Raw genomic sequence first — 25,184 nt, forward strand, 5'->3', positions numbered from 1 at the left:
CGTCGCCGCCTTCGCGGCCCTTGACCGCTCGCGGCGGCGCAGTCCGGCGAGGAAAGGCACCGTGGCAACAGTGCCCGCACGCCTTCACCTCATCGGTGGGGGCGGGTCATAGGCAAACACAACAACGCACACCAGACACGAAGAAAGTTCACTTGTTGACAACTGCCATGCTTGCCTGCTTGCCGTGTCGTCAAGACGACAAATGGTTCTCGAGTCGTCTACCTGCGCCAGCCGTGTCGCGGCCGCGCCAGCCCGCCGTGTAGACTGGCGGGCTTTTCGATCTGGCGGTTTTGGTGCAAGTGTCACAGCGCATTGGTTTCACTGGCTCGGCGCTCACTCGCTTGCTCGCCCGGATGGCACACAACAGCAACGCCGCCGAGACACGTGATGCCGGCCCCGGTTTTGCCGATCGCCTCGGCGAATGGCTGCGCTGGACCGACGCCATCTCCTTGTCCTCGGCATTGGGCGCCAGCCCGAGCGCCGCGCCCCGGGGCGCCCGCGCGGCCACCGCCACGCTGGAGAGCGAATGCGCCGGGCTGCGCAATGCGCTGGCGAATGCGATCAGCGCGGACAGCGTGTTCACGGCGCCGATCAAGACGGCGGCCACGGACTTCCCGTTCTACCGCCGGCGCTACCAGGCCCGGCAGCAGACCATGGAGATGGCCATCGAGCCCCAGCGCGAGCGCCTGCGCGCGATCCTGGCGGCCCGTTCGCCCGACATGGCGCGGCTGGCCGCGGTGGATGCGGTGATGGAGCAGGTGCTGGGCGTGCAGGAGCACAACCTGCTGGCCGGCATCCCGGCCCGGCTCGAGAAGCATTTCGCCCGCTTGCGCCGCACCGAGCCGGTGCCGGACGAAGCACCGGAGGGAGAGGCCCGGCCCGGCCCGTGGCTGGACCTGTTCCGCAACGACATGCGAGACCTGCTGCTCGCCGAACTGGACTTTCGACTGCAACCGATCGAAGGGCTGATGGAAGCCCTGCGAACGGAATGACACGCTTGCGCTTGCCATGACTAGATTCATTCACCACCTCGTCTTCTTCGCCGGCCTGGCCGCCATCTGCTGGGTCGGCGCCGGCTATGTCGGCACGAGCCCGCTGGCGCTGGTCATCACGCTGCTCGTCGGCGCCTTCTACCTCCTGGGGGCCCTGGAACTGCATCGCTACCACCAGGCCACTGCCACCCTATCGCAGGCCTTGGCGGATCTGTCCGAGCCGCCGGCCAGCCTGCCGGCATGGCTGGAGCGGCTCCATCCCTCGCTGCGCAACGCGGTGCGCCTGCGCATCGAGGGCGAGCGCGTCGGCCTGCCCGGGCCGGCGCTGACGCCTTACCTGGCCGGCCTGCTGGTGCTGCTCGGGATGATGGGTACCTTCCTGGGCATGGTGGTCACGCTCAACGGCACCGGCATGGCGCTGGAGAGCGCGACCGACCTGCAGTCCATCCGCGCCTCGCTGTCCGCGCCGGTGAAGGGCCTGGGCCTGGCCTTCGGCACCTCGGTGGCGGGCGTGGCGGCCTCGGCGATGCTGGGGCTGCTCTCGGCCTTGCACCGGCGCGAACGCCAGCAGGCCGGACAGTCGCTCGACACCCGCATCGCGACCACCCTGCGCGGCCACTCGCTGGCCCACCAGCGCGAGGCCTCGCTGGCACTGCTGCAGCGCCAGTCCGAGCTGATGCCCGAACTGGCCGACCGCCTGCAGACCCTCATGGCCACCATCGAGCGGCAGAGCCTGGCGCTGAACGAGCGCCTGGCCACCGGGCAGGAGCAGTTCCACGCACGCGCCGAAACGGCTTATGCGGGGCTGGCGGCCTCCGTCGGCGAATCGCTGAAGCAGAGCCTCATCGACAGCGCGAGCGCCGCCGGCACGACGATCCAGCCGGTCGTCGAGGCCACCATGGCCGGGATCGCGCGCGAGACCGCGGCCCTGCACGAGGCCATCGGCCAGGCCGTGCAACGGCAGCTCGAAGGCGTGTCGGCCCGCCTCGAGGCCACCACCGCCGGTGTCGCGCAGACCTGGCAGGGCGCGCTCGCCGAGCACCAGCGCACCAGCGGCGCCTTGTCCGAGGACCTGCGCGGCACGCTCGAGCAATTCGCCCAGACCTTCGAGCAGCGCTCGGCGACCCTTGTGCAGGACGTTTCGACGCAGCTGGGGCGCATGGTGGACGGCGTATCGACACAGCTCGGTCGCACGGTGGACAGCGTTTCAACGCAGCTCGAACGCACGGTGGGCAGCGTGTCGGACAGCTGGGGCGGGGCACTGGCGCAGCACCGCGAGGTCAGCGAGCAGCTGTCGGCGAACACGCAGCAGGCGCTGTCCGCCGCTGCCGCGACCTTCGAACTGCACGCGGCCTCGCTGCTGGACACGGTGGGCCAGGCACATGCCACGCTGCAGACCGAGGTGGCCTCGCGTGACGCGCAGCGGCTCGCGGCCTGGACCGAGGCGCTGTCCGCCATGGCCGGGGCGCTGCAGCAGGAATGGCAGCAGGCCGGCGTGCAGGCGCGCGACCAGCATCGTGCGCTTGGCGAAACCATGGCACAGACCGCCCGCGAGCTGTCGGCCCACACCGAAGCGCAGGCCAAGGGCACCATCGCCGAGGTCGCCAGGCTGGTGGAGGCCGCGTCGGAGGCCCCGCGTGCCGCGGCCGAGGTGATCGCCGAGCTGCGCGGCAAGCTGGAGGACAGCATGGCGCGCGACAACACCATGCTGGAAGAGCGCAGCCGCATCCTCGACACGCTGGCCACGCTGCTGGATGCCGTCAACCATGCCTCCACCGAGCAGCGCGCGGCCATCGACGCACTGGTCTCCACTTCGGCGGACCTGATGGACCGCGTCGGCAGCCGTTTCGCGCAGCAGGTGGAGTCGGAATCCGGCAAGCTGGCAACGGTCGGCGCCCAGCTCACCGGCAGCGCGGTCGAGGTGGCCAGCCTCGGCGAGGCCTTCGGCTTCGCGGTGCAGCAGTTCAGCGAGTCGAACGACAAGCTGGGCGCCCAGCTCCAGCGCATCGAGGGCGCGCTCGGCCGCTCGCTCGAGCGCAGCGACGAGCAACTGGCCTACTACGTGGCGCAGGCGCGCGAGGTGGTCGACCTGAGCATCATGTCCCAGAAGCAGATCGTCGAGGACCTGCAGCAGTTCGCCAGCCGGCAGACGGCGGCGGCCGCCGTGGGCAGCGAGGCATGACGCGCGAGGAGCTCGACGCCGGCGTCGATCCCGGCGTGCCGGTCTGGGCGGTCTTCGGTGATTTGATGGCGGGCCTGCTCGGCGCCTTCGTGCTGATCCTCGTCTATGCGCTGGGCATGCAACTGGACCTGGCGACGAAGCTGGAGGCGGAAGTCAAGCAGCGCCAGGTGGAGGCGCAGCGCCGGCAGACGCTGGAGAAGGCGCTGGCCGGGCCCCTCGCCGCCGGGCGCGTGACGCTGGTCGACGGGCGCATCGGCATCAGCGGCAGCGTGCTTTTCGCCTTCAACGCGGCCGAGCTGCAGCCCGAGGGCCGGCAGGTGCTCAGGAGCCTGGCCGCCCCACTGGCCGCGTACCTGAAGGAGCGCAACGAGATTTTGATGGTCAGCGGCTTCACCGACGACCGGCAGATGCGCGACGGCGCGCGCCGCTTCGCCGACAACTGGGAGCTCTCGGCCCAGCGGGCGTTGACGGTGACGCGGGCCCTGATCGAGGAGGGCATCCCCCCGTCGACGGTCTTCGCCGCGGCCTTCGGCTCGGAGCAGGCGGTGGCCTCGAATGCCGATGCCGAGGGCCGCTCCAGGAACCGGCGCGTGGAAATGGCGCCGATGCCCCGACCCACCCATGGCAACGTGCTCCCCGGCCGATAGCGACAGCGCCGGCGACGCTGCCGCGCGGCTCGATGCCTGGCGGGCGCGCGGCGCCCATCGCCACGACCCGGTGCGCTTTCGCTTCATCGAGGCACTGGCCCGGCGCGCGGCCGGCCACGAGGGCGAGGTGCGGCGCATCCTGGACGAGAGGCTCGTGGCGCTGATGGCGGCCTACGAAGAAGGCTTTCAGGCAACGCGCCCCTTGGATGGCGGTGCGAAGCCGGCAGCCGCCGCAAGCGAACTTCAGGCCCTCGTCGCGCACATCGCCCGGCATGCCGCGGCGTCGCCCCCGGGCATGCCGGCCGGCGCCGCGGTGCCCGGCCTGGCCTCGGTCCCCGAGCTGAAGACCTTGCAGTATTTCCGCAGCACCTGGACCCGGCTCAGTGCCGACCGCCGGCTCGCCCAGTCGCTGGCGCAGGTGCCGGACAAGGCCGGGCCCTTGAACTCGCAGCAGCTCATTCACCGGATGCTGACCCTGATGCGGGAGGCGTCGCCGGGCTATCTCGACCGCTTCGTCTCGCGCGTCGACACCTTGTCATGGCTGGCGCAGAACCAGCGGGTCGCTGCGCCGTCCGCGGGCGCGACGCGGGCGGACGCACCCAAAAAGTCGGGACGCGGCAAGGCGCGCTGAGCGTGTCGTCAGCCTCAAGGGGGCGCGGCACCCGACCCGGTCGCGTGCCCGAAGTCCCCGATGTAGGTGCGCAGCCCCTGGTGCCCGAGGCGCGAGCGCGCGTCCACGTACACCTTGCCGCCCGTCATCTGCCAGCGCCGGCAGAACGCATAGTCTTCGCTCAGCCAGCGCCCGTTGCCGGGCTCGGCCAGGAGGTCGAAGAAGCGGTAGTGCGGCCAGGCGCGCGAGGCCGGGTCGTCGGTCGGCGCGTCGGGCGTGTAGCGCAGCACGGGAAAGGCCTCGGCGAGCGTTTCGAACACGCCGCGCGCGATCAGCATGAAGCCGGTGGGCGCGTCCAGCACCTCGAGGAAGCCGTCCTCGTCCACCTCGCCCTGCGGCGCATTGGCCGGAAAGCGCGCATGCGCGGCCTCGAACTGTTCCCGCGTGGTCCCGGCGGGCAGGGGCGTGCGCAGGCCCTCGGCGGGCCAGCCATCGGTCTTCAGGGGGTAGACGCCGGCCACCACGTCGCGCCCCGCCAGCAGCAGGCGCAGCGCCGCCTCGGCCGAAAAGCCGATGTCGGCGTCGATCCAGAACAGGTGCGTCCAGCGCGCGTCGGCCATGAACTCCGCCACCAGCCGGTTGCGGGCGCGCGGGATCAGGCTGTCCCCGTCGAGAAAGCGCGTCTGCATCGCGAAGCCGTGGGTCCAGGCCAGGTTGGTCAGCCCGAGCAGGCTGCGCACGTAGATCGAACTCATCGCGCCGGCGTAGCTCGGTGTTGCGACGAAGGGGCGGATGTTCTTCAGCGCCGACGGGTCGAGCATCGTCACTTCAGCCGTTTCGTGGACAGCAGCGCCCGCAGCTTCGCCGGCGCCACCGGCTTGGTCAGCAGTGTGACGCCGCGCTGGCGCAGCCGCTGCAGCGTCTCGGGCCCGGTGGCGCCCGAGACCAGCACCGCCAGCGCATCGGGCTGAAGGCGCCGGGCTGCATCGATCACCTCCATGCCATCCTCGGCATCGGCCAGCTGCAGATCGCACAGCAGCACGTCGAAGCGCGCGTCCGGATCGGCGAGCCGGCGGATCGCCTCGGTGCCGCTGTCGGTGCACTCGACCTCGCAATCCCATTGCATGAGCAGCACGCGGCTGGCGTCGAGGATGGCCGGGTCGTCGTCCACCACCAGGCAGCGCAGGCCGGCCAGGGGCGAACTGGCCACGGCCTCGGCCGCGGGCGGCTGCACGTCGCGCGGGTCGGCGGCGGGCAGCTCCAGGAAGAAGGTGCTGCCGGCCTGCAGCGCCGAGCGCAGCCCGACGCGCGTGCCCAGAAGCGCGGCGATGCGGGCGCAGATCGCCAGGCCCAGGCCGAAGCCCTGGCGACGGTCGCGCTCGGTGTTGGCCACCTGGTAGAACTCCTCGAAGATGCGCGCCTGGTGGATCGGCGCGATGCCTACGCCGTTGTCGCGCACCTCGATGCGCACCTTGCCGCCGCGGCGCCGCGCCGCCACCAGCACCGTGCCGTCGGGCCCGCTGTGCGTGATGGCATTGCCCACCAGGTTGCCGACGATGCGCTGGAGCAGCGCGGGGTCGGACTGCACCGCCAGGCCGCGGTCGCGCCACACCAGCCGCACGTTCGCGGCGGCGGCGCGCGCCGCATGCTGGGCGCCGAGCGCGTCGAAGAGCTGCGCCAGCGAAAGGCTGCCGATCGCCGGCGTCAGCACCTGGGCGTCCAGCCGCGAGATCTCCAGCAGGTCGTCCAGCAGCACGCCCATGAATTCGGCGCCTTCCTGCAGGCGCAGCACGGCGGGCCGCTGTGCCTCGGTGGCGGTGGGCAGCAGGCCGTCGATGAACAGGCCCATCGCGTGCAACGGCTGGCGCAGGTCATGGCTGGCCGCGGCCAGGAAGCGGGCGCGCGACAGCGCGGCCTGCTCGGCCTCGGCCATGCGCTGCAGGGCGACGGCGGTGGCTTTGCGCACCTGTTCCTCGCTCTGCTGCCGGTTGCGCTGCAGGCGCTCGGCCAGGCGGTTGATGTCGTGCGCGAGGCTGGCCAGCTCGTGCTGCGTGCGGCGCGTGCCCTCGGCGGCCGGCGCCTCGCCGCCGCCGCGCCCGAGCACGCTGCAGCGGGCGTCGAACTGGCCGGCCTCCAGCGCCGCCACCGTGCGGGAGATGCGGCGCAGCGGCTGCGCCACGCTGCGCGCCGTGTGGCGTACCCAGGCCCAGGCGGCGATCAGCGCGATCATGGCGATGCCGATGCCGGCCATCAGCGAGCGGGTACGCTCGCGCGCGTAGTCGGTGGTGTCGCGGAAGGTCTGGACCAGGCCGATCGGCTTTTCGCCCGCGGTGGTCGAGCCCTCGGGGGCGAAGGGCGTGGCGCGCGAGGCCTCGCGCAGCTGGACCGGCGCGGTGAACATGCGCAGCTGGCCCATCGGCGCGGTCGTGGCGCCGGCCGTGACGTAGACCCCGGCGCTGTTGCTGATCTCCACCCGCGTCACCTGGCCGCCGCGCAGTGCCGCATTGGCCACGTTCTGCAGGGCGGGCAGGTCGCCGGCATACAGGCTCAGGTCGGACATGGCCGCAACCTGGCGCGCCACCGCCTCGCCCTCGGCGTTGAAGGCGGCCTCCAGCGTGTCGAGGCGGCTGTGGGTGAACCAGCCGGTGAGCGCCAGCGCGACCGCGGCGCAGGGCACCACGCCCAGCCGCAGCAGGTCGCGCTGCAGGCTGCCGCCCACCACCAGTGCGTGTCCATCCGCCGCAGGCGGGTCGGTGGGGCGTGCGGCGGCAGGCACGGCCAGGGCGTGAGGGCGGGCGATCATCGGGCGGTGCCTACCCGCTCGTTCAGCTCGCGCTCCTGGGGAAGGCGCAGGCCCAGCCCGCGCGCGACGGTGGGATTGACGCGGACCGTGGAGGGCGTCGCCGCCTCCACCAGCACGCCGCCGGTGGACGAGCCCATGGCCAGCTTCTGCCCGAGGGCGCGCGCCTGCTGTGCCAGCTGGCCGGGCGTGGAGACGGCGGCAGCCAGGCCGCCCGAGCGCACCAGCCCCTCGCTGGTGCCGAACACCGGCAGGCCGGCGCCGGCCCCCGCGCGCAGCACCGTGAGGGTGGCGGCCTGGTTGTCACCGATCAGGTCGGGCAGCACCATCAGGCAGTCGCTGCGCGGCAGCAGCACGCGCAGCACCGAGGCCAGCGACTTGGCATCCGGCGCGTATTCGACCTGGAGGTCCCAGCCGATCGCGGCCTTCTGCAACTCGCGCACGAGGGGCTCCGACTCGGCGGTCGCGACCACGCCGAGCCGGCGCTTGTGCGGCAGCAGGGCGTCGATCAGCGCCAGCTGGTCAGCCATCGCCGGCTCCCGCAGCAGCACGCCGACCGGGCGGTCGCCGCGCTTGAGCGCCGGGTTGCTCTTGAGGCTTTCGTAGTCGAGGCGGCTGAGCATGGCCAGCACCAGCGGGTCCTGGCCGGGCCGCTCGATCGCGCTGCGTGCGGCGGCCAGGCCGACGGCCATGGTGACAGGCGGCTCCACCGCCGCGGGGGCGGCGCGCAGGCTGCGCGTGCGCACACCGGCCAGCGCCACGGCGTCGCCATCGGCGGCGCGGGCAGGGGCGTCGCCGGGCAGGCGGATCAGTTCGAAGCGGCTGCTGGCATCCTGGGATTCGCGCAGGAGGCGCGCGAACTCCGCGTGGGCCGCGTTGTCGTCTGCCAGCAGGACCGTGAGCGCGGCCGCGTGGGCCCCGGCCGCGAACAGGACCGCGGAGGCAGCGGTCGCAAGGACGCGCAGCCCCCGGAGGAGCCCGGTGGAAGGAATCGCAAACATGAATTGCACCTGTGGGCTGATGCAGCCAATGTACGGACCCGGCTCTTTCCGCGCGATAAGGCGGAGGGCTTATGTCGGCCGGCGCCCTGCCGGATCGTCCCGTGGTGCGGCACGGCCCCGCGGCCGCTCGGCCTATGTCTTATTACGTATTTCGCGCGCAACGCTGGCGACGGCCGCCAGCTGTGCGCTGATGGCCTGCCGCAGGAGCCGGGGCGAGACCGGCTTGTAGAGCACGGCCACGCCGGAACTCGCCACCTCGCGCAGCCGGTCGGGCTTGGTCTCGCCGGTGACCAGCAGGCGGGCGGTGGCGGCACCGATGCCGCGCGGATGCCGCTCCAGCGCGCCCAGCACGTCCAGGCCGTTGTCGCCGCCCTGCAGCAGCAGGTCGCTCACCACCACGTCCGGCGGCCGCTCCCAGGTGTCGGCGAAGGCGAGGGCCTCGGCCCGGGTCTGGGCCGTCATGACCTCGGCGCCCCAGTTGGACAGCACCACCTGCAGCCCTTCGAGGATGGTGCGCTCGTCGTCGATCACCAGGGCGCGCACCCCCGCCAGGCTCGGCTCCTCCTCCGGGCCGGCAGCCGGGGCGGCCCCGGGGGCGGCCAGTGCAGGCGCCGCATCGGCCATGCGCACCATGACGCGTACGCAGGTGCCGCGCTGCGGCTTGGATCGCAGCTCCACCCGGGTGTTGAGCAGGGCCGCCAGCCGCTGCACGGTGGCCAGGCCCAGGCCCATGCCGCGCACGTCGCGGCCCTGGCGCGGCTCGGGGTCGACCTGGTAGAACTCTTCGAACACCCGCATCTGGTGCTGTTCGGCGATGCCGACTCCGGTGTCCACCACGTCGATGCGCACGCTGCGCCCGCGCCGGCGTGCGCCGATCAGCACCCCGCCCTCTGCGGTGTGGCGCAGCGAGTTCGACACCAGGTTGTTGAGGATGCGCGAGAGCATCACATAGTCGCAGCGCACCCACAGCTCGGTCTTGCGCACCACCAGCCGCAGGTTCTGCTGCTCCGCCACCGGCCGGAAATTGCGGCTGATCTCGTCGAACAACTGGTCGAGCGCGAAATCCGTCCACTGGGGCTGCAGCACGCCGGCGTCGAGCTGCGAGAGGTTGAGCAGGCCGGAGAACAGCCGGTCCAGCGACTCCACGCACTCGCGGATGTGGCCGATGCGCTGCAGCCGCACCGGGTCGGTCTCGCCGTTGGCCAGGCCGTCGGAGAACAGGGTGAGCGCGTGCAACGGCTGGCGCAGGTCGTGGCTGGCGGCGGCCAGCAGGCGGGTCTTGGCCTGGCTGGCCACCTCCAGCTGCTGGTTCTTGCTGGCCAGCTCGGCCGTGGCGTTGGCGATGCGGCTTTCCAGCAGGGCGCGGCTTTCGGACAGGGCGCGCGCCGCCTCGTTGAAGCCGTGCTGAAGGCGCCGCACCTCCGCCGAGCCTGCCACCTCCACCTGCGCGTCCTCGCCCGCGCCCAGCCGGTCGACCGCCTCGCCCAGCGCCTGGATCGGCGCGCTGATGCGCCGCGCGGCCCACCAGCCGGCCAGGCCCACGCCCACCAGGCTGGCGCCCAGCACCAGCACCACGTTCAGCCAGACCGAGCGCTTGGCGCGCTCCACCGCGTCCAGGCTGATCTCCACCATCACCTTGCCGGTGTGCTTGCCGTCTTCGGCCACGATCGGCGCCACCACCTGCAGGCCTTCGCCGCGCGCGCGGTCCACGGTCTCGGAGTTGGCCAGGATCTCGCCGTCTTCCGACCAGATCTGCACCTGCTGCACGTGCGGCTGGTAGCTGCCGGACTGCGCCACGCGCTGCAGCGCCCGGCGGTCCATGCGCTGCACCTGTGCCTGGGCCACGGTGGCCACCTGCAGTGCCACGGTCTGGGCGTTGGCGCGCATCAGCTCGGTCACGCTGGCCAGGTGCTGGCGCGTCAGCACCGCGATCGCGCCCAGGGTCGCCACGGTGGCGGGCAGCAGCGCCAGCAGCACCAGCTGCTGGGCCAGCGTCAGGCGCACCAGCAGGCGAAGGGCACGAAAGGGCCATTTCATGGAGGCGTCAGCCTTGCACCGGCGCGAAAGCCGGCCAACGGCTCAAGTACGTGGCTGCAGGAAAAGTCACGAATTCTGCGGAAGTTGGTTTCTAATTGTGTTCCCTCCAGAACAGCTTTGACCAGTCCGCCCCCGGCGAGCCGTCCCGATACCGATGCAGGCCACAGTCGCTGTCTACCGTGCCCACTGCACTTCTGCCGCGTTCTCCCTCTGGTTTTCCGCAGGCCTGCCGATGATGGCACGGCGCACCGCCGCCTTGGCCTGGCGCTGCCTGGTCGCCCTGTTGCTGGGCTGCCAGCTCGCGGCGCTGGCGCAGACCCCGGGCCCCGCCGCCACCTTCCCGCCTGGCGCGACACCGCTGCGCTTCGGCATCCTGCCGCTGGGCGGCGCCTTCGAGTCGCGCAACGACTGGGAGCCGATGCTGGCCGACCTCAGCCGCGGCCTCGGCCGGCCGGTCAGCATGCTTTCGGTCAGCTCCTACGAAGCCCTGGAGCAGGCGATCCAGCGCGACCAGGTCGACATGGCCTTCCTCTCCGGAAAGATGGCGCTGGACGCGGTCACCCAGCGCCGCATGAACGTGGTCGCCCAGGTCACGCGCCACGACGGCCTGCCGGGCTACCGGGCGCTGCTGCTCGCGCGCAAGACCGGGCCGCGCTCCACCCTTCAGAACCTGCTGGCCGAACCGGAGCGCTGGCGCCTGGCGCGCGGAGAAACGCGCTCCGTGTCGGGCTTCATCGTTCCTCAGTTGCAGCTTTTCCTGCCCAACCACATCGTGATGGAGACGCGCTTCGCCAGCGAAATGGTGGGCACCCACCAGGCCACGGCCCTGGCGGTGGCCAACGGCGAGGCCGACGTCGCCACCAACAACACCGCCGACTTCGAGCGCTTCCGGCTCCAGTTTCCGGCCGAGGCCGAGCGCCTGCAGGTGATCTGGGAATCGGAGCTCATCCCCCACGCGCAGATCGTGGTGCGCCGCGACTACAGCCCCGAGTTCCAGAAGAAGGTCCAGGACTTTCTGCTGGCCTATGCGCGTGCCAAGGGCCCGCGCGGCGACGCCGAGCGCGCGGTGCTCAAGTCGCTGCACGACCTGGCCGGCTTTCTGCCCGCCGACAACAGCTCCCTGCTGCCGGCGGCCAAGCTGGCCTACCAGCTCGCGCGGCAGAGCGCGATGACCGCGCAGTTTGTGAGCGAGGCGGCGCGCCAGGCGCGGCTGCAGCGCATCGAGAACGGATATGCCGAGCAGGTCGCCGCCTTGCGCACCACCGCGCCCTGAGGCGGGCGCACGGCGGCGCCTGGTGTGCGCGGCCGCTGGCGGGATGGTGCTGGCGGCGCTCGGTGTGCCGGCCCTCGCGCAGTCGGCCCGTGCCGAGAGCCACGCCCCGCTGCGCTTCGGCGTGCTCCCCTTCGGCGGCGCCGTCGAGTCGCGCGAGAACTGGACCCCGCTGCTCGACGGGCTCGGACGCGCACTGGGCCGGCCGGTGAGCGCGCTGTCCGTCACGTCGTATGAGTCGCTGGCCGAGGCCATCCGCCGCGGCGAGGTCGATTGCGCGTTGCTGTCGGCCAAGCTGGCACTCGACGCCGTCTCGCAACAGCGCATGCACGTGCTGGCCCAGGTGAAGCGCCACGCCGGCACGGCCGATCATCGCGCGGTGCTTCTCGTTCGCCAGGGTGGCGCCCCCGGCTCGCTGAAGGAACTGCTGGCCACCCCCGAGCGATGGCGGCTGGCACGCGGTGACGCCCGCTCGGTCTCCGGCTACATCCTGCCGCAGCTGGAGCTGTTCCTGCCCCACGGCATCGCCATGGAGCGGTTCCGGAGCGAGCTCGTCGACACCCACCAGGGCACGGCGCTCGCGGTGGCCAACGGCGATGCCGACGTGGCCACCAACAACACGACCGACTTCGAGCGTTTCCGCCAGCAATTCCCGGTCGAGGCGGAGCGGTTGCAGGTGATCTGGGAGTCCAGCCCCACACCGCCTGCGATGTTCGTCGCGCGGCGCGAACTGCCCGCGGCACTGCAGAAGAAGCTGCAGGACTACCTCGTGAACTACGGCCAGGGCAGGAGCCCGCGCGCCGAAGCCGAGCGCGAGATCCTCAAGGCGCTGCATGCGCCCCTGGGCTTCACCGCGCAGGACAACACCGCGCTGCTGTCGACCGCCGCCCTGGACTATCAGCATGCGCGGCAGCGTGCGCTGAGCGCCAAGTGGGTCAGCGAGGAAGCGCGCCAGGCGCGGCTGGCGCGCATCGAGCGCAGCTACGCCGAGCAGGTCGATGCGCTGCGCAGCGGCGCGCCCTGACGGACATCGCGGAGGCGAAGGCGGCGGCCTCTTTCCCGCCGCTTCCCTGAATCTGGAGAATTCTTTCGCGGCCGTTGCAATGGCGGGCCGCCCGAACAGAATCCCGGCGCTCGAAAAATAACAAGGAGTGCCGGTTGTCGGATACCAGGGGAGGCCGCGGGTCTGCGGCCCGTGTGAATCTGCGCGCGTATTGGCGCAAGACGTGGATGCTGGCTTTGCCGGGTGCGTTGGCGTTGCCCGTGCCGCTGCCGGTTGCGGCGCTGCCCGCGGCGCCGGCGCCTTTCGTCGAGTTGCAGCGCCAGCAGGAGCGTGCGCGTGTCCTGCGCCAGCAGCAGGAGGACAGGATCGACCGCCGGCGGCAGGCCGAGCCTCGCGCCGAGGACCGGCGCCTGCCCAAGGACGGGGCGCCGTGCTTCCGTATCGATCGCATCGCGCTGGCCGGCGAGTTCGCCGAGCGCTTCCAGTGGGCGCTCGAAGCGGCTGCCGGCGAGGATGGCAGCGACAGCCCCATCGGGCGCTGCCTCGGCATCGAGGGCCTCGACATCGTGATGACGCGGCTGCAGCGAGCCGTGGTCGCGCGTGGCTACGTCAGCACCCGCGTGCTCGCCGCTCCGCAGGACCCGGGGCAGGGCAGGTTGACGCTGACGGTGATCCCGGGCCGCATCGCCGCCATCCGCTTTGCCGAGGGCAGCGACGCCGGCGTCAGCCTCGCCAACGCCATCCCCGCGCGTCCCGGAGCGCTGCTCGACCTGCGCGACATCGAGCAGGGCCTGGAGAACCTTCAGCGCGCGCCGACTGCCGGGGCCGACATCCAGATCGAGCCGTCGAAGGCGACCGACGCCCGGCCGGCCGACAGTGACCTGGTCGTCAAGTACAGCCAGCGCTTTCCGCTGCGCACCGCCGTGAGCCTGGACAACGGCGGGACCCGGGCCGCCGGCAGGAACCAGGCCGGCGCCACCTTGGCCTGGGACAACCCCTTCGGCCTCGACGACCTGTTCTACCTCAGCCTCAACCACGACGCCTTCCAAAGCGACGGCCGGGGCACCCGCGCGCAGACCGTCCACTACTCGCTGCCCTGGGGCTATTGGCTGGCCAGCGCCACCGCCTCGCGGAACGATTTCCATCAGACCGTGCAGGGCGCCGACCAGGCCTACGTTTATGCAGGTGAATCGGCGAACGCGGAGCTCAGGCTCTCGCGCCTGGTCTACCGCGACCAGCGGCGCAAAACCACGCTGAGCCTGCGCGGCGTCCGGCGCAGCGCGCACAACGTCGTCAACGACGCCGAGGTCGGCGTGCAGCGGCGCACGACCGCCGGCTGGGAACTGGGCCTGGCGCACCGCGAAGTCATCGGCGAAGCCACGCTCGATGCCAACCTGGCGTGGCGGCGCGGCACCGGCGCCTTCGGTGCTTTGCCCGCGCCGGAGGAGCCGTTCGGCGAGGGCACCGCGCGCTTCAGGATCGTCAGCGGCGAACTCGGCGTGAATGCGCCCTTCCAGCTCGGCGCACGGAAGCTGCGCTACACGGGCCTGTGGCGCGCTCAATGGAACCGCAGCCCCCTCACGCCACAGGACCGCTTCGCCATCGGCGGGCGCTACACCGTGCGCGGCTTCGACGGCGAAGCGAGCCTGATGGGCGAACGCGGCTGGCTTCTGCGCAACGACATCGGCTGGGCGCTGGGCTGGAGCGGCGCCGAGTTCTATGCGGGCGTCGACCACGGGCAGGTGGGCGGCCGTGCCACCGAAGGCCTGTCCGGACGGCGCCTCACCGGCGGCGTGATCGGTCTGCGCGGCGCCTGGAAGGGGCTGAACTACGACCTCTTCGCTGGGGCGCCGATCCGCAGGCCCGAGGGCTTCCGGACGGCGGGGACCACGGTGGGATTCAGCCTGAACTACAGCTTCTGACGAGAAGGCTGGAAGGAAGAACATGAACAAGCATCTTCACCGCATCGTCTTCAACGCCACGCGCGGGCTGCGCATGGTGGTGCACGAAACGGCCAGGAGCGCGGGCAAGACGAGGGGGGCGGCCCCGGGCGTGCTGGTGACGGCGCTGCTGGCTTCGCCACCTGCGCCTGCTCAAATCGTGGGGGCGCCGGGCGTGGCGCCGAACCTGCGGCCCATGGTGCTGGTGGCGCCCAATGGCGTGCCACTGGTCGATATCCAGACGCCTTCCGCGGCCGGCGTTTCGCGCAACCTCTATCAGCAGTTCGACGTCCAGTCCCGGGGCGTCGTCCTGAACAACAGCCGCACCGACGTGCAGACCCGACTGGGGGGCTGGGTGCATGGCAATCCTTACCTCGCCACCGGCCCGGCCCGCATCATCCTCAACGAGATCGTCAGTGGCGACCCGACCCGGTTGCGCGGGGCCATCGAAGTCGGGGGCCAGCGGGCCGAGGTGATCGTGGCCAACCCGGCGGGCATCGCGGTCGACGGCGGCACCTTCATCAACGCGAGCCGGGCCACGCTCACCACCGGCACGCCGCAACTCAATGCCTTCGGCGGCCTGGATGGCTACGTGGACCACCTGAAAGAGGGCCTGAAGAGCGCGATCCTGGACACCCTGGCGGCGCAGTCCGCATTCGTCGTCGGAACCCGATTGGAGCCGGGCAGTGCGTCCAATGCCCTGGCGCACGCCCTGGTGGGATGCGCCATCGGTGCAGCGCGAACGAATGATGGCTGTAGTGCCGGCGCCATCGGCGCGGCGATCGGCGAGCTGGCGGCCAGCCTGTACGACCCCGATGCCACCAACACGCATGGCGACACCGTGAAGTTCGCGGCCATGATGGGCGGCATCGGCGCGGCGCTTGCGGGCCTCGATGCGGCTCACATCAACCTTGCCAGCGAAGCCGGCGCCAATGCGGCAGCCAACAACTGGCTGGCCACCCAGCAGCGGGCACGGATGGCCAGGGAGCTCAACGAGGCGAAGACCGCGCTCGATCAACTCAAGGTCATGGGCCGATGGACGCTCGTCAGCGCCAAGCAGGATGCGCTGACGGCTTCCGGCGTCGGCAAGGGTCTGGTGGATGCCGGCATCAGCGACATCCAGGGGCTGGCCGACTTCCTGGCCAACCCCGTCCAGGGGTTGAACGGGCTCAAGCAGATCATCACCAGCCCGGAGGCGAGGCAGCAACTCGGCGACGCCACGTTCAGGGAGCTGGACGCCAAGATCGACCGCATGAAGACCGCATTGGAAGCGGGCGGCGATCAGAACGCAGAGCAACTGGGCAAGGACCTGGGCGGCCTGATCTGGCAGGTGGGCACGGTGGTGACCGGCGCCGGCGCCGCGGCCAAGGGTGGCGTGGCACTGACGAACGCGGCCGTGAGCCTGGGCACCCGCACGCTGGAGAACGCGGCGCTTCAGTTCATGAAGCTGGATGCGGGAGTGATCAGGGGGTTCAAGAGTGCGGAGGAGGTCAATGCCATGATGAAGGCGGCGGATGGATGGAGCCCGGCATGGATGCCTGGCACTTCGGTGGCGGAGGTGACGATGAAGCCGGGGACGATTGTGCGGATGGTCGTAGACGAAAGGTCTTTCTACTCGCTGATGGACCTGTCGGGGCGGGCTGACATCGGCAAGTCTTTCGGCGGCTGGGCCACCTTCGATGATGTACCGAACGCGGCCTATGCCAGGAATCAACTCGCCATCACATCTGATCTAACGGAAAAATCCGGATCTCTCTACGTCGTGGACGTTCAGCTGACGAAGCCAGTCAACGCACAGGTTGGGCAAGTTGGAGCACAGGGGACAGCTGTAGGCGGAGGCAATCAATTGCACTTTTTTGTGGGACGAGATCACCGCGCAAGCGTGTTCAAGGTGATTGGAGGACGGGCCCTGCCATGACCTCTCGCCTTATCAAGCGATATACGCGTCACAGCGACAAGGGATTCGCTCTCCTGGACGATCAATGGATCGACTGGGTCCTTCAGCACCAGGGAGAGCCAGGCGCTACCAACGAGAACGGGTGGGGTTTCGGTCGAGTCACTCACTACTCCTGGTATGTCGGAGACGAGCGAATCGAAGTCTCGATCGATCAATGGGTCCATGCGCACGTATTGCCGGACGCCAGTGGGTTCATCGGTTTTGAGAAGGGATGGCAGCCTAACAATTGCGTCTTGCTAGATGTCTATGGCAAGGAACGGATGCGGCTCACAGTCCCTTGGCAACTCACTCGACCGAAGAATCCCGAGTCGGCCAAGCCCCCTACGTCCTTCACCAACGTTAGCGATCCCTACGTCAATCCCGAAAACGGCAAGGAAGGTCAATTCGGTGTCACTGCGTGGGTTGAGTACGCGGGGATGTACTACTTCGAACTTGACTACCGCACAGGTCAGTTCCTCTGGGGCAGGGAGATCAGAGATTGATCTGCTCCACTGAGGAGTTCAGCATCCAAGGCGGTGGTGACATCACCAACATCGGTACCGTCGCCGACGGACCCTGGTGAGCTACACCATCCATCAACTCGACGGCTGTATCTCCGGCCGTGGCGTTCGTGAACACAGGGCGGGCGCCGGCCTGCTCAGCGTGCATGCGGATCGCGACATCCGCATCGAACCGGGCCAGGCGCGAAGCACGGGCCGCTACGCCTGGGCCAGCCGGCTTGAACGGTGAATGAGTTTTGCAGGTGCAACGACTTGCGCTACAAGGGGCCGACCGCGCGCGGCAGCCGGCGTGATGGGGCTGCCGCGCCTCGAGCCAACCTCGGCGCACCCCAGCCTGAATGCAAATGACCCCGCACATCCGCCCCTTCCGCCACGGCGACGAAAGCACCCTCTGGCAGGTGTATTTTTCGGCGATCCACCAGATCGCCGTGCGCGACTACGCGCCGGAACAGATCGACGCCTGGGCCCCCGCCGAGGTGGACCCGGACGCCTGGGCCGAGCGCATCCGCCGCATCGATCCCTTCGTGGCCGAGCAGGACGGCGAGATCCTGGGCTACGCCGACCTTCAGCCCGATGGCCACATCGATCACTTCTTCGTCTCCGGCGCGCACCCCCGCCAGGGTGTCGGCACCCTCCTGATGCGCCGGCTCCACGAACAAGCCGCCAGCCTCGGCGTGGCCGAGATGAGCGCGGATGTGAGCCGGACGGCCCAGCCTTTCTTCGCGCGCCATGGATTCCTGGTCGTCGAACAGCGGCTGCCGGTGCGCCGGGGCGTCGTCATCCCCAATGCGCTGATGCGCAAGACCCTGGGCTCCGGCACACCGCGCAAGCCCTGATCGAGCGCCCGGCTCGCGGCGCCTGATGGCCGGATCGCCTGGTGTATTCAGCAGGCGCCCAGGGTCCAGCCAATAGCCCCTTCGCACTAGACCAAGGCCCGCCCCTAGGCCATTCGCCAGATTTGCCGCCTCCCCCGCGCGCCGGAAACTAGATGTTTCCTATCCCGGCGGGAGGTCCGCCATCGACCGGAGCGTGGATGACCTGGCGAACAAAAGTGGTTTGGAGCGAGGGGATGCTGCTGCAGCCCCAGCACTTGCAGCAGAGCGAGCGCCATGCCGACCACGCACGGCACCTGTTGCTGCGGACCACCACGCCCTATGCCTGGGGCTTCGCCGAACTCGAGATCGACTCCGCCGCACTCACGCTGGGCAAGCTCGCGCTGGTGCGCGCGGTCGGCGTTTTCGGCGACGGCACGGTGTTCGACATGCCGGCGGTGGACCCGTTGCCCGAGGCCATCGACATCCCCGCCGGCATGCGCGACGAGGCCGTGCTGCTGGCGCTGCCCCTGCGTCGCGCGGGCGCGCGCGAGGCCGATGCCGAGGCCTACGAAGACCTGGTGCGCCACCGCGTGGTGGAGGCCGAGGTGCCCGACTCCAACACCGCCGGCGACCGCACCGCGACGCTGCAGCTCGGCGCACTCAATGCCCGCCTGATGCGCGCCGGCGACGCCACCGACGCCTGGACCACCCTGCAGGTCGCGCGCGTCGTGGAGCGCCGCGCCGACAACCAGGTGCAGCTCGACCGCGCGCAGGTCCCGCCGCTGCTCGACGTGGCGGGGCATGCAACGGTGCGCGGCTGGCTCGACGAGCTGCTGGGCCTCCTGCGCCAGCGCGGCGAGGCGCTGGCCGGTCGCATGACCCAGGGCGGCACCGGCGGCGTGGCCGAGATCGCCGACTTCCTGCTGCTGCAGACCGTCAACCGCAACGAGGCCGTGTTCGCCCACCTCGCGAAGAGCGCGACCCTGCATCCGCAGCATTTCTTCGAGCGCGCGCTGGCGCTGGCCGGCGACCTGGCGAGCTTTCGCGACGCGCGCCGCGTGACCCGCTTCGCGCCCTACGTGCATGACGAACTCGCGATGAGCTTCAAGCCGCTGATGGAAGACCTGCGCCGCAGCCTCTCGATGGTGCTGGAGCAGTCCGCCATCCGCATCGAGCTGCACGACCGCAGGCATGGCGTGCGCGTGGCGCTGATCCCCGACGTGGAACTGCAGCGCAACGCCACCTTCGTGCTCGCGGTGAACGCGCAGATGCCGGGCGAGGCGCTGCGTGCGCGCTTCCCCACGCAGGTGAAGATCGGACCGGTCGAGCGCATCCGCGACCTGGTCAACCTCGCGCTGCCGGGCGTGGCCCTGGTGCCGCTGCCGGTGGTGCCGCGGCAGATCCCGTTCCACGCCGGCGCCAACTACTTCGAGCTGGAGACGCGCAACAGCGATCTGTGGCGCCAGCTGGAGCAGTCCGGCGGCATGGCGATGCACATCGCGGGCGACTTCCCCGGGCTCGAACTCGCCTTCTGGGCCATCAGATCATGACCAGGCCGCAGCCGCCTGAAGACCGAGGCGCGACATCATGAGCAACCCCGACCCCTTCGCCGCCTTCGAGTCGGAGCGCACGGTCATCAAGCCCAAGCCCCGCGCGCCAGGCGGCATGGCCGCGTCGCCGCCGCCGCCACCGCCCCTGGGCGGCGCGGAGCCGCCGCCCGAGCTGGGCGAGCTGCATCTGCTCAATCCGCTGGTGTCGGCCGCGGGACCGCTGCTGGTGCTGATCGGCAAGCTGCGCAACCTTGCCCAGCCCACCCACATCGCGCAGCTGCGCGCCTCCACCGCCGAGGCGGTCCACCGCTTCGATGCGGATGCACGCCGCGCCGGCATCGGCGACGAATCGGTGCTGGCCGCGCGCTACATCCTGTGCACCGCGCTCGACGAAGCCGTGGCCAACACCCCCTGGGGCGTGCAAGGCGGCTGGAACAAGCAGAGCCTGCTGGTGCAATTCCACAACGAGACCTGGGGCGGCGAGAAGGTGTTCCAGTTGCTGGCCCGCCTGGCGCAGGACGTGCCGCGCCACCGGCCCCTGCTGGAGCTGATGTATTGCGTCCTGGCCCTGGGCTTCGAGGGCCGCTACCGCGTGGTCGAGAACGGCCGCGCCCAGCTCGACAGCGTGCGCCAGCGCCTGGCCGAGCTGATCGCCAAGGACCGCCCGCCGGTCGAGCCCGAGCTCTCGCCGCACTGGCGCGGGCAGGGCGCGGGCACGGTGCGGCTGCGCGAGTCGCTGCCGCTGTGGGTGTTCGCGGCCGGCTTCGCGCTGCTGCTGGCGCTGGCCTGGTTCGGCTTGCGGCTGGCGATGAACCAGCGCTCCGACACCACCTATGCCGCCATCTCCAGCCTGCGTGTGCCCAACGTGCAGATCGCAGCGCCGGCGGTGTTGGCCAAGTCGCCGCGGCTCGCCAAGTTCCTCGAAGCCGAGATCAAGCAGGGGCTGGTCACCGTCACCGACGAGGCCGACCGCAGCACGGTGCGCCTGCGCGGCGACAGCTTCTTCGCCTCGGGCAGCGCCGAGCCCATGGCGGCCTCCCTGCCGGTGCTGCGTCGCATCGGGCAGGCGCTGGCCGAAGTGCAGGGCGAGGTGCTGATCACCGGCCACTCCGACAACCAGCCGATCCGCTCCATGCGCTATCCCTCCAACTGGCACCTCTCGGCCGCGCGCGCCGACGCGGTCAAGGGCGCGCTCTCCACGCTGGTCGACCCGGCCCGCATGCGCGCCGACGGCAAGGCCGATGCCGAGCCCGTCGCGCCCAACGACTCGCCGGCCAACCGGGCACGCAACCGGCGCGTCGAGGTCGTGCTGCTGTCGCCGCCCGAGCGCGTGGCGGCCGATCTGGCGGGGGCGAAGCGATGATCAAGAAGCTCTTCGGATGGCTGCTCCATCCCGTGCTGTTGACCGTGCTGGCGCTGCTGATTCTCGGTGTGCTGGTCTGGTGGATCGGCCCGCTGGTGCGGATCGGCGAATGGGCGCCGCTGGACAGCGAACTCGCGCGCGCCGTGCTGATCGGCGTGATCGTGCTGCTGGTGCTGCTGCGCGCGCTGTACCGCCGCTGGCGCGTGCGCAAGGCCAGTCAGCATCTCACCGACGGCCTCATGAAGGCGCCCGCCGCGCCGGCCGCGTCGGCCGAGGACAGCGGCGAGCAGAAGGCGCTCAACGCCCGCTTCACCGAGGCCGTGGCCACGCTCAAGAAGATGCGCCTGCACGCCGCCGGCCGCAAGCCCGGCTGGCGCGACTGGCTCTCGCTCTCGGGCGGCAGCTACCTCTACGACTTGCCGTGGTACGTCTTCATCGGCGCGCCGGGCGCGGGCAAGACCACCGCGCTGGTCAACTCCGGCCTGTCCTTCCCGCTGGCCGAAAAGTTCGGCCCCGGCGCCATCCGCGGCATCGGCGGCACCCGCAACTGCGACTGGTGGTTCACCGACGACGCGGTGCTGATCGACACCGCCGGCCGCTACACCACGCAGGACAGCCACCAGGCCGAGGACAAGAGCGCCTGGGACGGCTTCCTCGGCCTGTTGAAGAAGGTGCGCCCGCGCCGCCCGCTCAACGGCGTCTTCCTCACCGTCAGCGTGGCGGACCTGCTGGCGCAGAACGCCGAGGCGCGCAGCACCCTTGCGGCCTCGATCCGCGCGCGCCTGCTGGAGCTGGACGCGCGGCTCGCGACCCGGCTGCCGGTCTACGTGCTGGTCACCAAGAGCGACCTGCTCTACGGCTTCTCCGAGTACTTCGCCGACCTGGGCAAGGAGCAGCGCGCGCAGGTCTTCGGCTTCACCCTGTCGGCGGAGGAGGGATCGGCGATCGACGAGAAGGGCCTGACGCAGGCCTTCCACCGCGAGTTCGGCCTCCTGCATGGCCGGCTCAACGACGCGCTCATCCAGCGCATGCAGCGCGAGACCGAGGCCACCCGGCGCGCGGCGATCTTCGGCTTTCCGGCGCAGTTCGGCTCGATCGAGCCGCTCCTGGCCGACCTGCTCGACCAGGTCTTCGCCGGCTCGCGCTTCAGCCAGCCGCCCTGGGTGCGCGGCGTCTACTTCACCAGCGGCACGCAGGAAGGCAGCCCGATCGACCGCGTGATGGGTGCGCTCTCGCGCAGCTTCGGCCTGGAGCGCGCCGTGCTGCCGCCGCAGAAGAGCAGCGGGCGCAGCTACTTCCTCACCTCGCTGCTGCGCGACGTCGTGTTCCCCGAGCAGCGCCTGGCCGGCGCCGACGTCAAGCTGGAGCGCCGCCGCCACGCGTGGCGGGTGGCTGGCCTGGCGGCGATGACGCTGGTCACGCTGGCCCTGCTCGCCGGCTGGGGCTGGAGCAGCTGGCGCAACCTGGAATACCTCAAGGCGGTGGAGGCGCGTATCGAGCCCGCACGCCAGCAGCTCGCCGCCGTGCCTGCCCGCGTGCAGAACCTGGTCGAGGTCGCGCCGGTGCTGCAGGGCCTGCGCAACATCTGGAAGGCGCCCGAGAACGGGCAGGGCGACGAGCCGCTGTCGATGACGCTGGGCCTCTACCAGGGGGACAAGATCGACGCCGCCGCCATGCTCGCGCACCGTCGCGCGCTCAACGAAGTCTTTCTTCCCCAGCTCGCCAAGCGCATCGAGGACCAACTGCGCACCGCGCAGAAGGACAACCTCGAGTTCAGCTACGAGGCGCTCAAGACCTACCTGATGCTGCACCAGCCCGAGCGCTTCGACGCCGATGCGCTCAAGGCCTGGATCACGCTGGACTGGGCCAGGAGCCTGGACCGCGGCATCCCCGAGGACCAGCGCCAGTTGCTGGAGGACCAGCTCGACGTGCTGATCGCCCAGGGTCCGCCGCGCTCGCCGCTCAAGATGGACGAGGCCCTGGTGCGCAACGTGCGCGCCGTGCTCGCCAGCTACCCGCTGGAGGCGCGCATCTTCAGCCGCCTCAAGCGCCAGCGCCTGGGCAAGGACATCCCGCCCTTCAGCGTCGCCCGTGCCGCCGGGCCCTCGGGGCCGCTGGTCTTCGAGCGCGCCAGCGGCAAGCCCCTGACCGAGGGCGTGCCCGGCATGTTCACGTATGACGGCTACCACAAGGCCTTCCAGAACGAGGTGGTGGTGGTCGCCGGCCTGCTCGCCAGCGAAGACCCGTGGGTGCTGGGCCAGGAGCGCGGCGCAGCCGACCGCCTGCGCGACGCCGCCGCCCTCGGCGCGCTGACCGACCGCGTGCGCCGCCTCTACCTGGAGGAATACGTGAAGGTGTGGGAGGCACTGCTGGCCGACGTCCGCCTGGTGCGCGCCACCGGCCTGGACAAGAACATCGACATGGCGCGCATCCTCTCGGGCGCCGGCTCGCCGCTGGCCGCCTTCCTGCGCGCGGCGGTCAAGGAGACCACGCTGACTCCGCCTGAGCAGGCCAAGGACGCCGTTGCCCGTGCCGCCGACACCGTGCGCAACACCCGTCGCAACCTGGAGAACCTGTTCGGCAGCGAGCCCGACAGGCAGTTGCCCGCCGGCAAGCGCATCGAGAGCATCGTTGACGACCGCTTCGAGGCGCTGCGCCGCCTCGTCGCCTCGCCCACGCCGGGCGGGCCCGCGCCGATCGACGACGCGCTCAAGCTCTTCAACGAGGTGTACGTGTATCTCACCGCGGTCGACAGCGCCGTCAAGAGCCGCAGCGCGCCACCGCCGGGCGACGTGGCGGCCAAGCTGCGCTCCGATGCCATGCGCCTGCCCGAGCCGGTGCGTTCCATGGTCGAGAACCTCAGCCAGACCGGCGCCGTGCAGGCGCGCGTGGCCGAGCGCGGCAGCCTGAGCCAGGACCTGCGGCCGGTGACCGAGTTCTGCCACCGTGCCATTGCGGGCCGCTACCCCTTCGTGCAGAACAGCAAGCGTGACGTGCTGCCCGAGGACTTCGGCCAGATGTTCGGCCCTGGCGGGCTGATGGACGACTTCTTCCAGAAGCGCCTGGCCACGCTGGTCGACACCAGCACCCGGCCCTGGCGCTACCGGCCGGTGGCGGAGCAGGGTGCGATCACGGTGCAGGCCGTCGCGCAGTTCGAGCGCGCGGCGCGCATCAAGGAGATCTTCTTCCGCGCCGCCGGCCGCACGCCCGCGATGCGGCTGGACTTCAAGCCGGTGGAGATGGATGCGGGGATCACCCAGTTCATCCTCGACGTCGACGGCCAGCTGGTGAAGTACGCGCACGGGCCGGTGGTGCCGATGGCGATCCAGTGGCCCGGGCCCAAGGGCAGCAACCAGGTACGCGTGCAGGTCAGTCCGCCTGCGGCGAGCGGGCCTTCGGGCATGGCGGTCGATGGGCCCTGGGCCTTGTTCCGCGTGCTCGACGACGGCCAGCTCGAAGCCGGCGATGCGCCGGAGAAGTTCTTCATCACCTTCCAGATCGGCGCGCGCAAGACCCGATTCGAAGTCACCACCAACAGCGTTCAGCATCCGATCCGCCTGCGCGAGCTGCGCGAGTTCGCCTGCCCCGAAGGACTTTGAATGCAACAGGACGAAGGCTTCACGCTCGCACCGGGCTGGTTCGGCAAGCTGCCTGGCATGGGGGACTTTGCCCAGCGGCGCATGCCGGTCGAGTTCCGGGATCTGTGGGACCGGTGGCTGCAGGCGGGGTTGGGGCGGATGCGGTCGCGGCGTCCGGACTGGACCGAGCGCTACCTTCGCGCGCCCTTGTGGTGCTTCGTGTTGGGCGAGGGGGTGATCGGGGGGCGCAGCTGGCTGGGGGTGATGATGCCTTCGGTCGATGGGGTGGGGCGGTACTTCCCCTTCACTCTGGCGGCGGAGCTGGTGTCTTCGCGCACCGCGCTGGAGGGGGAGGTGCTGGCGCGGACGCAGCGGTGGTGGATGCTGGCTGCGCAGGCGGCGCTGGAAGGGCTGGAGCATGACTTCGATGCGCTGCGCTTCGACGAGCGGCTGCGGGGGTTGTTCGAGGGGTATGCGGATGCCCTGGGGGAGGGTGAGGCAGGGGAGCATCGGCCGTTGGCCTTGCCGGAGGTGGGGCACTCGCTGTGGTTCACGGACCCGGTGGCGGAGCGGGGGCCGGGGATGACGAGCCAAGGGTTGCCGCAGGACGATCAGTTCGAGGCGCTATTTGGGTATGGGGCTGAGTCGGGGCGGCAGGAGGTGGGGTTTTGAAGGGCGTTCGCTTGGCCTTGCTGCCTCGCCGTTTGGGAGCGGGTGAGAGCACTGCCTTGCTCCGTCTTCCTCTCGCTTTAAGAGAGGTTGGGGGTGAGGGCAGTGGGCCTTGGTTTTTGCCTTGCTGGTTGTGTGGTGCAGGAGCCTTGAATTTGGCTCTTGGGCCTTTGTTTTGGCCTTGCTTGTTGGTTGGCGCAGGAGCCGGGAATTCGCCCCGGCGGGCGAGTTACTTTCTTTGTCTCGCCAAAGAAAGTAACCAAAGAAAGG

At 70.5% G+C, this 25,184-nt stretch carries 18 protein-coding genes and 1 pseudogene; 15 read left to right on the forward strand and 4 right to left on the reverse strand.

Annotated elements, in window-relative coordinates:
• The first annotated feature begins 290 nt into the window (after positions 1-290).
• Genes ABEA07_RS15945 through ABEA07_RS15960 form a run of 4 tightly spaced genes read left to right on the forward strand, consistent with a single transcriptional unit; the run spans position 291 to position 4,452 of the window.
• Positions 291-992 (forward strand): DUF3348 domain-containing protein, encoded by a 702-nt coding sequence (locus ABEA07_RS15945; RefSeq protein ID WP_345539036.1) that lies wholly within the window; start codon positions 291-293, stop codon positions 990-992.
• A gap of 16 nt (positions 993-1,008) precedes the next feature.
• On the forward strand, positions 1,009-3,174 hold the full coding sequence (locus ABEA07_RS15950) for a DUF802 domain-containing protein (protein WP_345539037.1): 2,166 nt from the start codon (positions 1,009-1,011) through the stop codon (positions 3,172-3,174).
• Entirely contained in the window at positions 3,171-3,821 is a 651-nt protein-coding gene (locus tag ABEA07_RS15955) for an OmpA family protein (RefSeq protein ID WP_345539038.1), read from the forward strand. The genes ABEA07_RS15950 and ABEA07_RS15955 overlap by 4 nt, the downstream gene beginning before the upstream one ends.
• Positions 3,796-4,452, forward strand: coding sequence for a DUF2894 domain-containing protein (locus ABEA07_RS15960; RefSeq protein WP_345539040.1), 657 nt, complete (start codon positions 3,796-3,798; stop codon positions 4,450-4,452). Before ABEA07_RS15955 ends, ABEA07_RS15960 begins: the two co-directional genes overlap by 26 nt.
• A 14-nt stretch (positions 4,453-4,466) precedes the next feature.
• Here the strand turns inward: ABEA07_RS15960 and ABEA07_RS15965 are convergent, their stop codons facing one another.
• From ABEA07_RS15965 to ABEA07_RS15980, 4 genes are all read right to left on the reverse strand, one after another.
• Complete coding sequence (locus ABEA07_RS15965; RefSeq protein WP_345539054.1) at positions 4,467-5,252, reverse strand: hypothetical protein; 786 nt, start codon at positions 5,250-5,252, stop codon at positions 4,467-4,469.
• Between the two features lie 2 nt (positions 5,253-5,254).
• Positions 5,255-7,234: an ATP-binding response regulator gene (locus ABEA07_RS15970; RefSeq protein ID WP_345539041.1), complete on the reverse strand. Its 1,980-nt coding sequence runs from the start codon at positions 7,232-7,234 to the stop codon at positions 5,255-5,257.
• Complete coding sequence (locus ABEA07_RS15975) at positions 7,231-8,232, reverse strand: ABC transporter substrate-binding protein (RefSeq protein WP_345539042.1); 1,002 nt, start codon at positions 8,230-8,232, stop codon at positions 7,231-7,233. Before ABEA07_RS15975 ends, ABEA07_RS15970 begins: the two co-directional genes overlap by 4 nt.
• A 132-nt stretch (positions 8,233-8,364) precedes the next feature.
• Positions 8,365-10,269 carry an ATP-binding response regulator gene (locus ABEA07_RS15980; protein WP_345539043.1) on the reverse strand — a complete coding sequence of 635 codons (1,905 nt, stop codon included), beginning with the start codon at positions 10,267-10,269 and terminating at the stop codon, positions 8,365-8,367.
• Positions 10,270-10,504: 235 nt separating this feature from the next.
• Here ABEA07_RS15980 and phnD point away from each other — a divergent pair, with 235 nt between their 5' ends.
• From phnD to tagF, 11 genes and pseudogenes are all read left to right on the forward strand, one after another.
• Complete coding sequence (gene phnD / locus ABEA07_RS15985) at positions 10,505-11,542, forward strand: phosphate/phosphite/phosphonate ABC transporter substrate-binding protein (protein ID WP_345539056.1); 1,038 nt, start codon at positions 10,505-10,507, stop codon at positions 11,540-11,542.
• Positions 11,543-11,564: 22 nt separating this feature from the next.
• Positions 11,565-12,563 (forward strand): phosphate/phosphite/phosphonate ABC transporter substrate-binding protein, encoded by a 999-nt coding sequence (locus ABEA07_RS15990; RefSeq protein WP_345539044.1) that lies wholly within the window; start codon positions 11,565-11,567, stop codon positions 12,561-12,563.
• A gap of 206 nt (positions 12,564-12,769) precedes the next feature.
• A complete protein-coding gene (locus ABEA07_RS15995; RefSeq protein WP_345539045.1) occupies positions 12,770-14,464 on the forward strand; it encodes a ShlB/FhaC/HecB family hemolysin secretion/activation protein in 1,695 nt (564 codons plus the stop codon).
• A 22-nt stretch (positions 14,465-14,486) separates the two neighbouring features.
• Positions 14,487-15,077 (forward strand): annotated as a pseudogene (locus ABEA07_RS28650) (two-partner secretion domain-containing protein); the annotation flags it as partial.
• A 1,319-nt stretch (positions 15,078-16,396) separates the two neighbouring features.
• Positions 16,397-16,921 (forward strand): hypothetical protein, encoded by a 525-nt coding sequence (locus tag ABEA07_RS16005; RefSeq protein ID WP_345539047.1) that lies wholly within the window; start codon positions 16,397-16,399, stop codon positions 16,919-16,921.
• Positions 16,922-16,997: 76 nt separating this feature from the next.
• A complete protein-coding gene (locus ABEA07_RS16010; RefSeq protein WP_345539048.1) occupies positions 16,998-17,168 on the forward strand; it encodes a hypothetical protein in 171 nt (56 codons plus the stop codon).
• Between the two features lie 115 nt (positions 17,169-17,283).
• On the forward strand, positions 17,284-17,775 hold the full coding sequence (locus ABEA07_RS16015) for a GNAT family N-acetyltransferase (RefSeq protein ID WP_345539049.1): 492 nt from the start codon (positions 17,284-17,286) through the stop codon (positions 17,773-17,775).
• Between the two features lie 197 nt (positions 17,776-17,972).
• Positions 17,973-19,304 (forward strand): type VI secretion system baseplate subunit TssK, encoded by a 1,332-nt coding sequence (gene tssK / locus ABEA07_RS16020; protein ID WP_345539050.1) that lies wholly within the window; start codon positions 17,973-17,975, stop codon positions 19,302-19,304.
• Between the two features lie 37 nt (positions 19,305-19,341).
• Positions 19,342-20,667, forward strand: coding sequence for a DotU family type VI secretion system protein (locus ABEA07_RS16025; RefSeq protein WP_345539051.1), 1,326 nt, complete (start codon positions 19,342-19,344; stop codon positions 20,665-20,667).
• Positions 20,664-24,266 (forward strand): type VI secretion system membrane subunit TssM, encoded by a 3,603-nt coding sequence (gene tssM / locus ABEA07_RS16030; RefSeq protein WP_345539052.1) that lies wholly within the window; start codon positions 20,664-20,666, stop codon positions 24,264-24,266. The genes ABEA07_RS16025 and tssM overlap by 4 nt, the downstream gene beginning before the upstream one ends.
• Positions 24,267-24,917 (forward strand): type VI secretion system-associated protein TagF, encoded by a 651-nt coding sequence (gene tagF / locus ABEA07_RS16035; protein ID WP_345539053.1) that lies wholly within the window; start codon positions 24,267-24,269, stop codon positions 24,915-24,917.
• The last annotated feature ends 267 nt before the right edge of the window (positions 24,918-25,184 follow it).

It is taken from the genome of Variovorax defluvii (assembly GCF_039541515.1).
Taxonomy (GTDB): Bacteria; Pseudomonadota; Gammaproteobacteria; order Burkholderiales; family Burkholderiaceae_C; genus Variovorax; species Variovorax defluvii.

Coding starts and splice junctions, on each gene's coding strand:
- ABEA07_RS16005 (WP_345539047.1), top strand. CDS start 16,397: ATGACCTCTCGCCTTATCAAGCGATATACGCGTCACAGCGACAAGGGA.
- tagF (WP_345539053.1), top strand. CDS start 24,267: ATGCAACAGGACGAAGGCTTCACGCTCGCACCGGGCTGGTTCGGCAAG.
- ABEA07_RS15970 (WP_345539041.1), bottom strand. CDS start 7,234: ATGATCGCCCGCCCTCACGCCCTGGCCGTGCCTGCCGCCGCACGCCCC.
- ABEA07_RS15995 (WP_345539045.1), top strand. CDS start 12,770: ATGCTGGCTTTGCCGGGTGCGTTGGCGTTGCCCGTGCCGCTGCCGGTT.
- ABEA07_RS15955 (WP_345539038.1), top strand. CDS start 3,171: ATGACGCGCGAGGAGCTCGACGCCGGCGTCGATCCCGGCGTGCCGGTC.
- ABEA07_RS15975 (WP_345539042.1), bottom strand. CDS start 8,232: ATGTTTGCGATTCCTTCCACCGGGCTCCTCCGGGGGCTGCGCGTCCTT.
- ABEA07_RS16015 (WP_345539049.1), top strand. CDS start 17,284: ATGACCCCGCACATCCGCCCCTTCCGCCACGGCGACGAAAGCACCCTC.
- ABEA07_RS15980 (WP_345539043.1), bottom strand. CDS start 10,269: ATGAAATGGCCCTTTCGTGCCCTTCGCCTGCTGGTGCGCCTGACGCTG.
- tssK (WP_345539050.1), top strand. CDS start 17,973: ATGACCTGGCGAACAAAAGTGGTTTGGAGCGAGGGGATGCTGCTGCAG.
- ABEA07_RS15950 (WP_345539037.1), top strand. CDS start 1,009: ATGACTAGATTCATTCACCACCTCGTCTTCTTCGCCGGCCTGGCCGCC.
- ABEA07_RS15965 (WP_345539054.1), bottom strand. CDS start 5,252: ATGCTCGACCCGTCGGCGCTGAAGAACATCCGCCCCTTCGTCGCAACA.
- ABEA07_RS16025 (WP_345539051.1), top strand. CDS start 19,342: ATGAGCAACCCCGACCCCTTCGCCGCCTTCGAGTCGGAGCGCACGGTC.
- ABEA07_RS15960 (WP_345539040.1), top strand. CDS start 3,796: ATGGCAACGTGCTCCCCGGCCGATAGCGACAGCGCCGGCGACGCTGCC.
- tssM (WP_345539052.1), top strand. CDS start 20,664: ATGATCAAGAAGCTCTTCGGATGGCTGCTCCATCCCGTGCTGTTGACC.
- phnD (WP_345539056.1), top strand. CDS start 10,505: ATGGCACGGCGCACCGCCGCCTTGGCCTGGCGCTGCCTGGTCGCCCTG.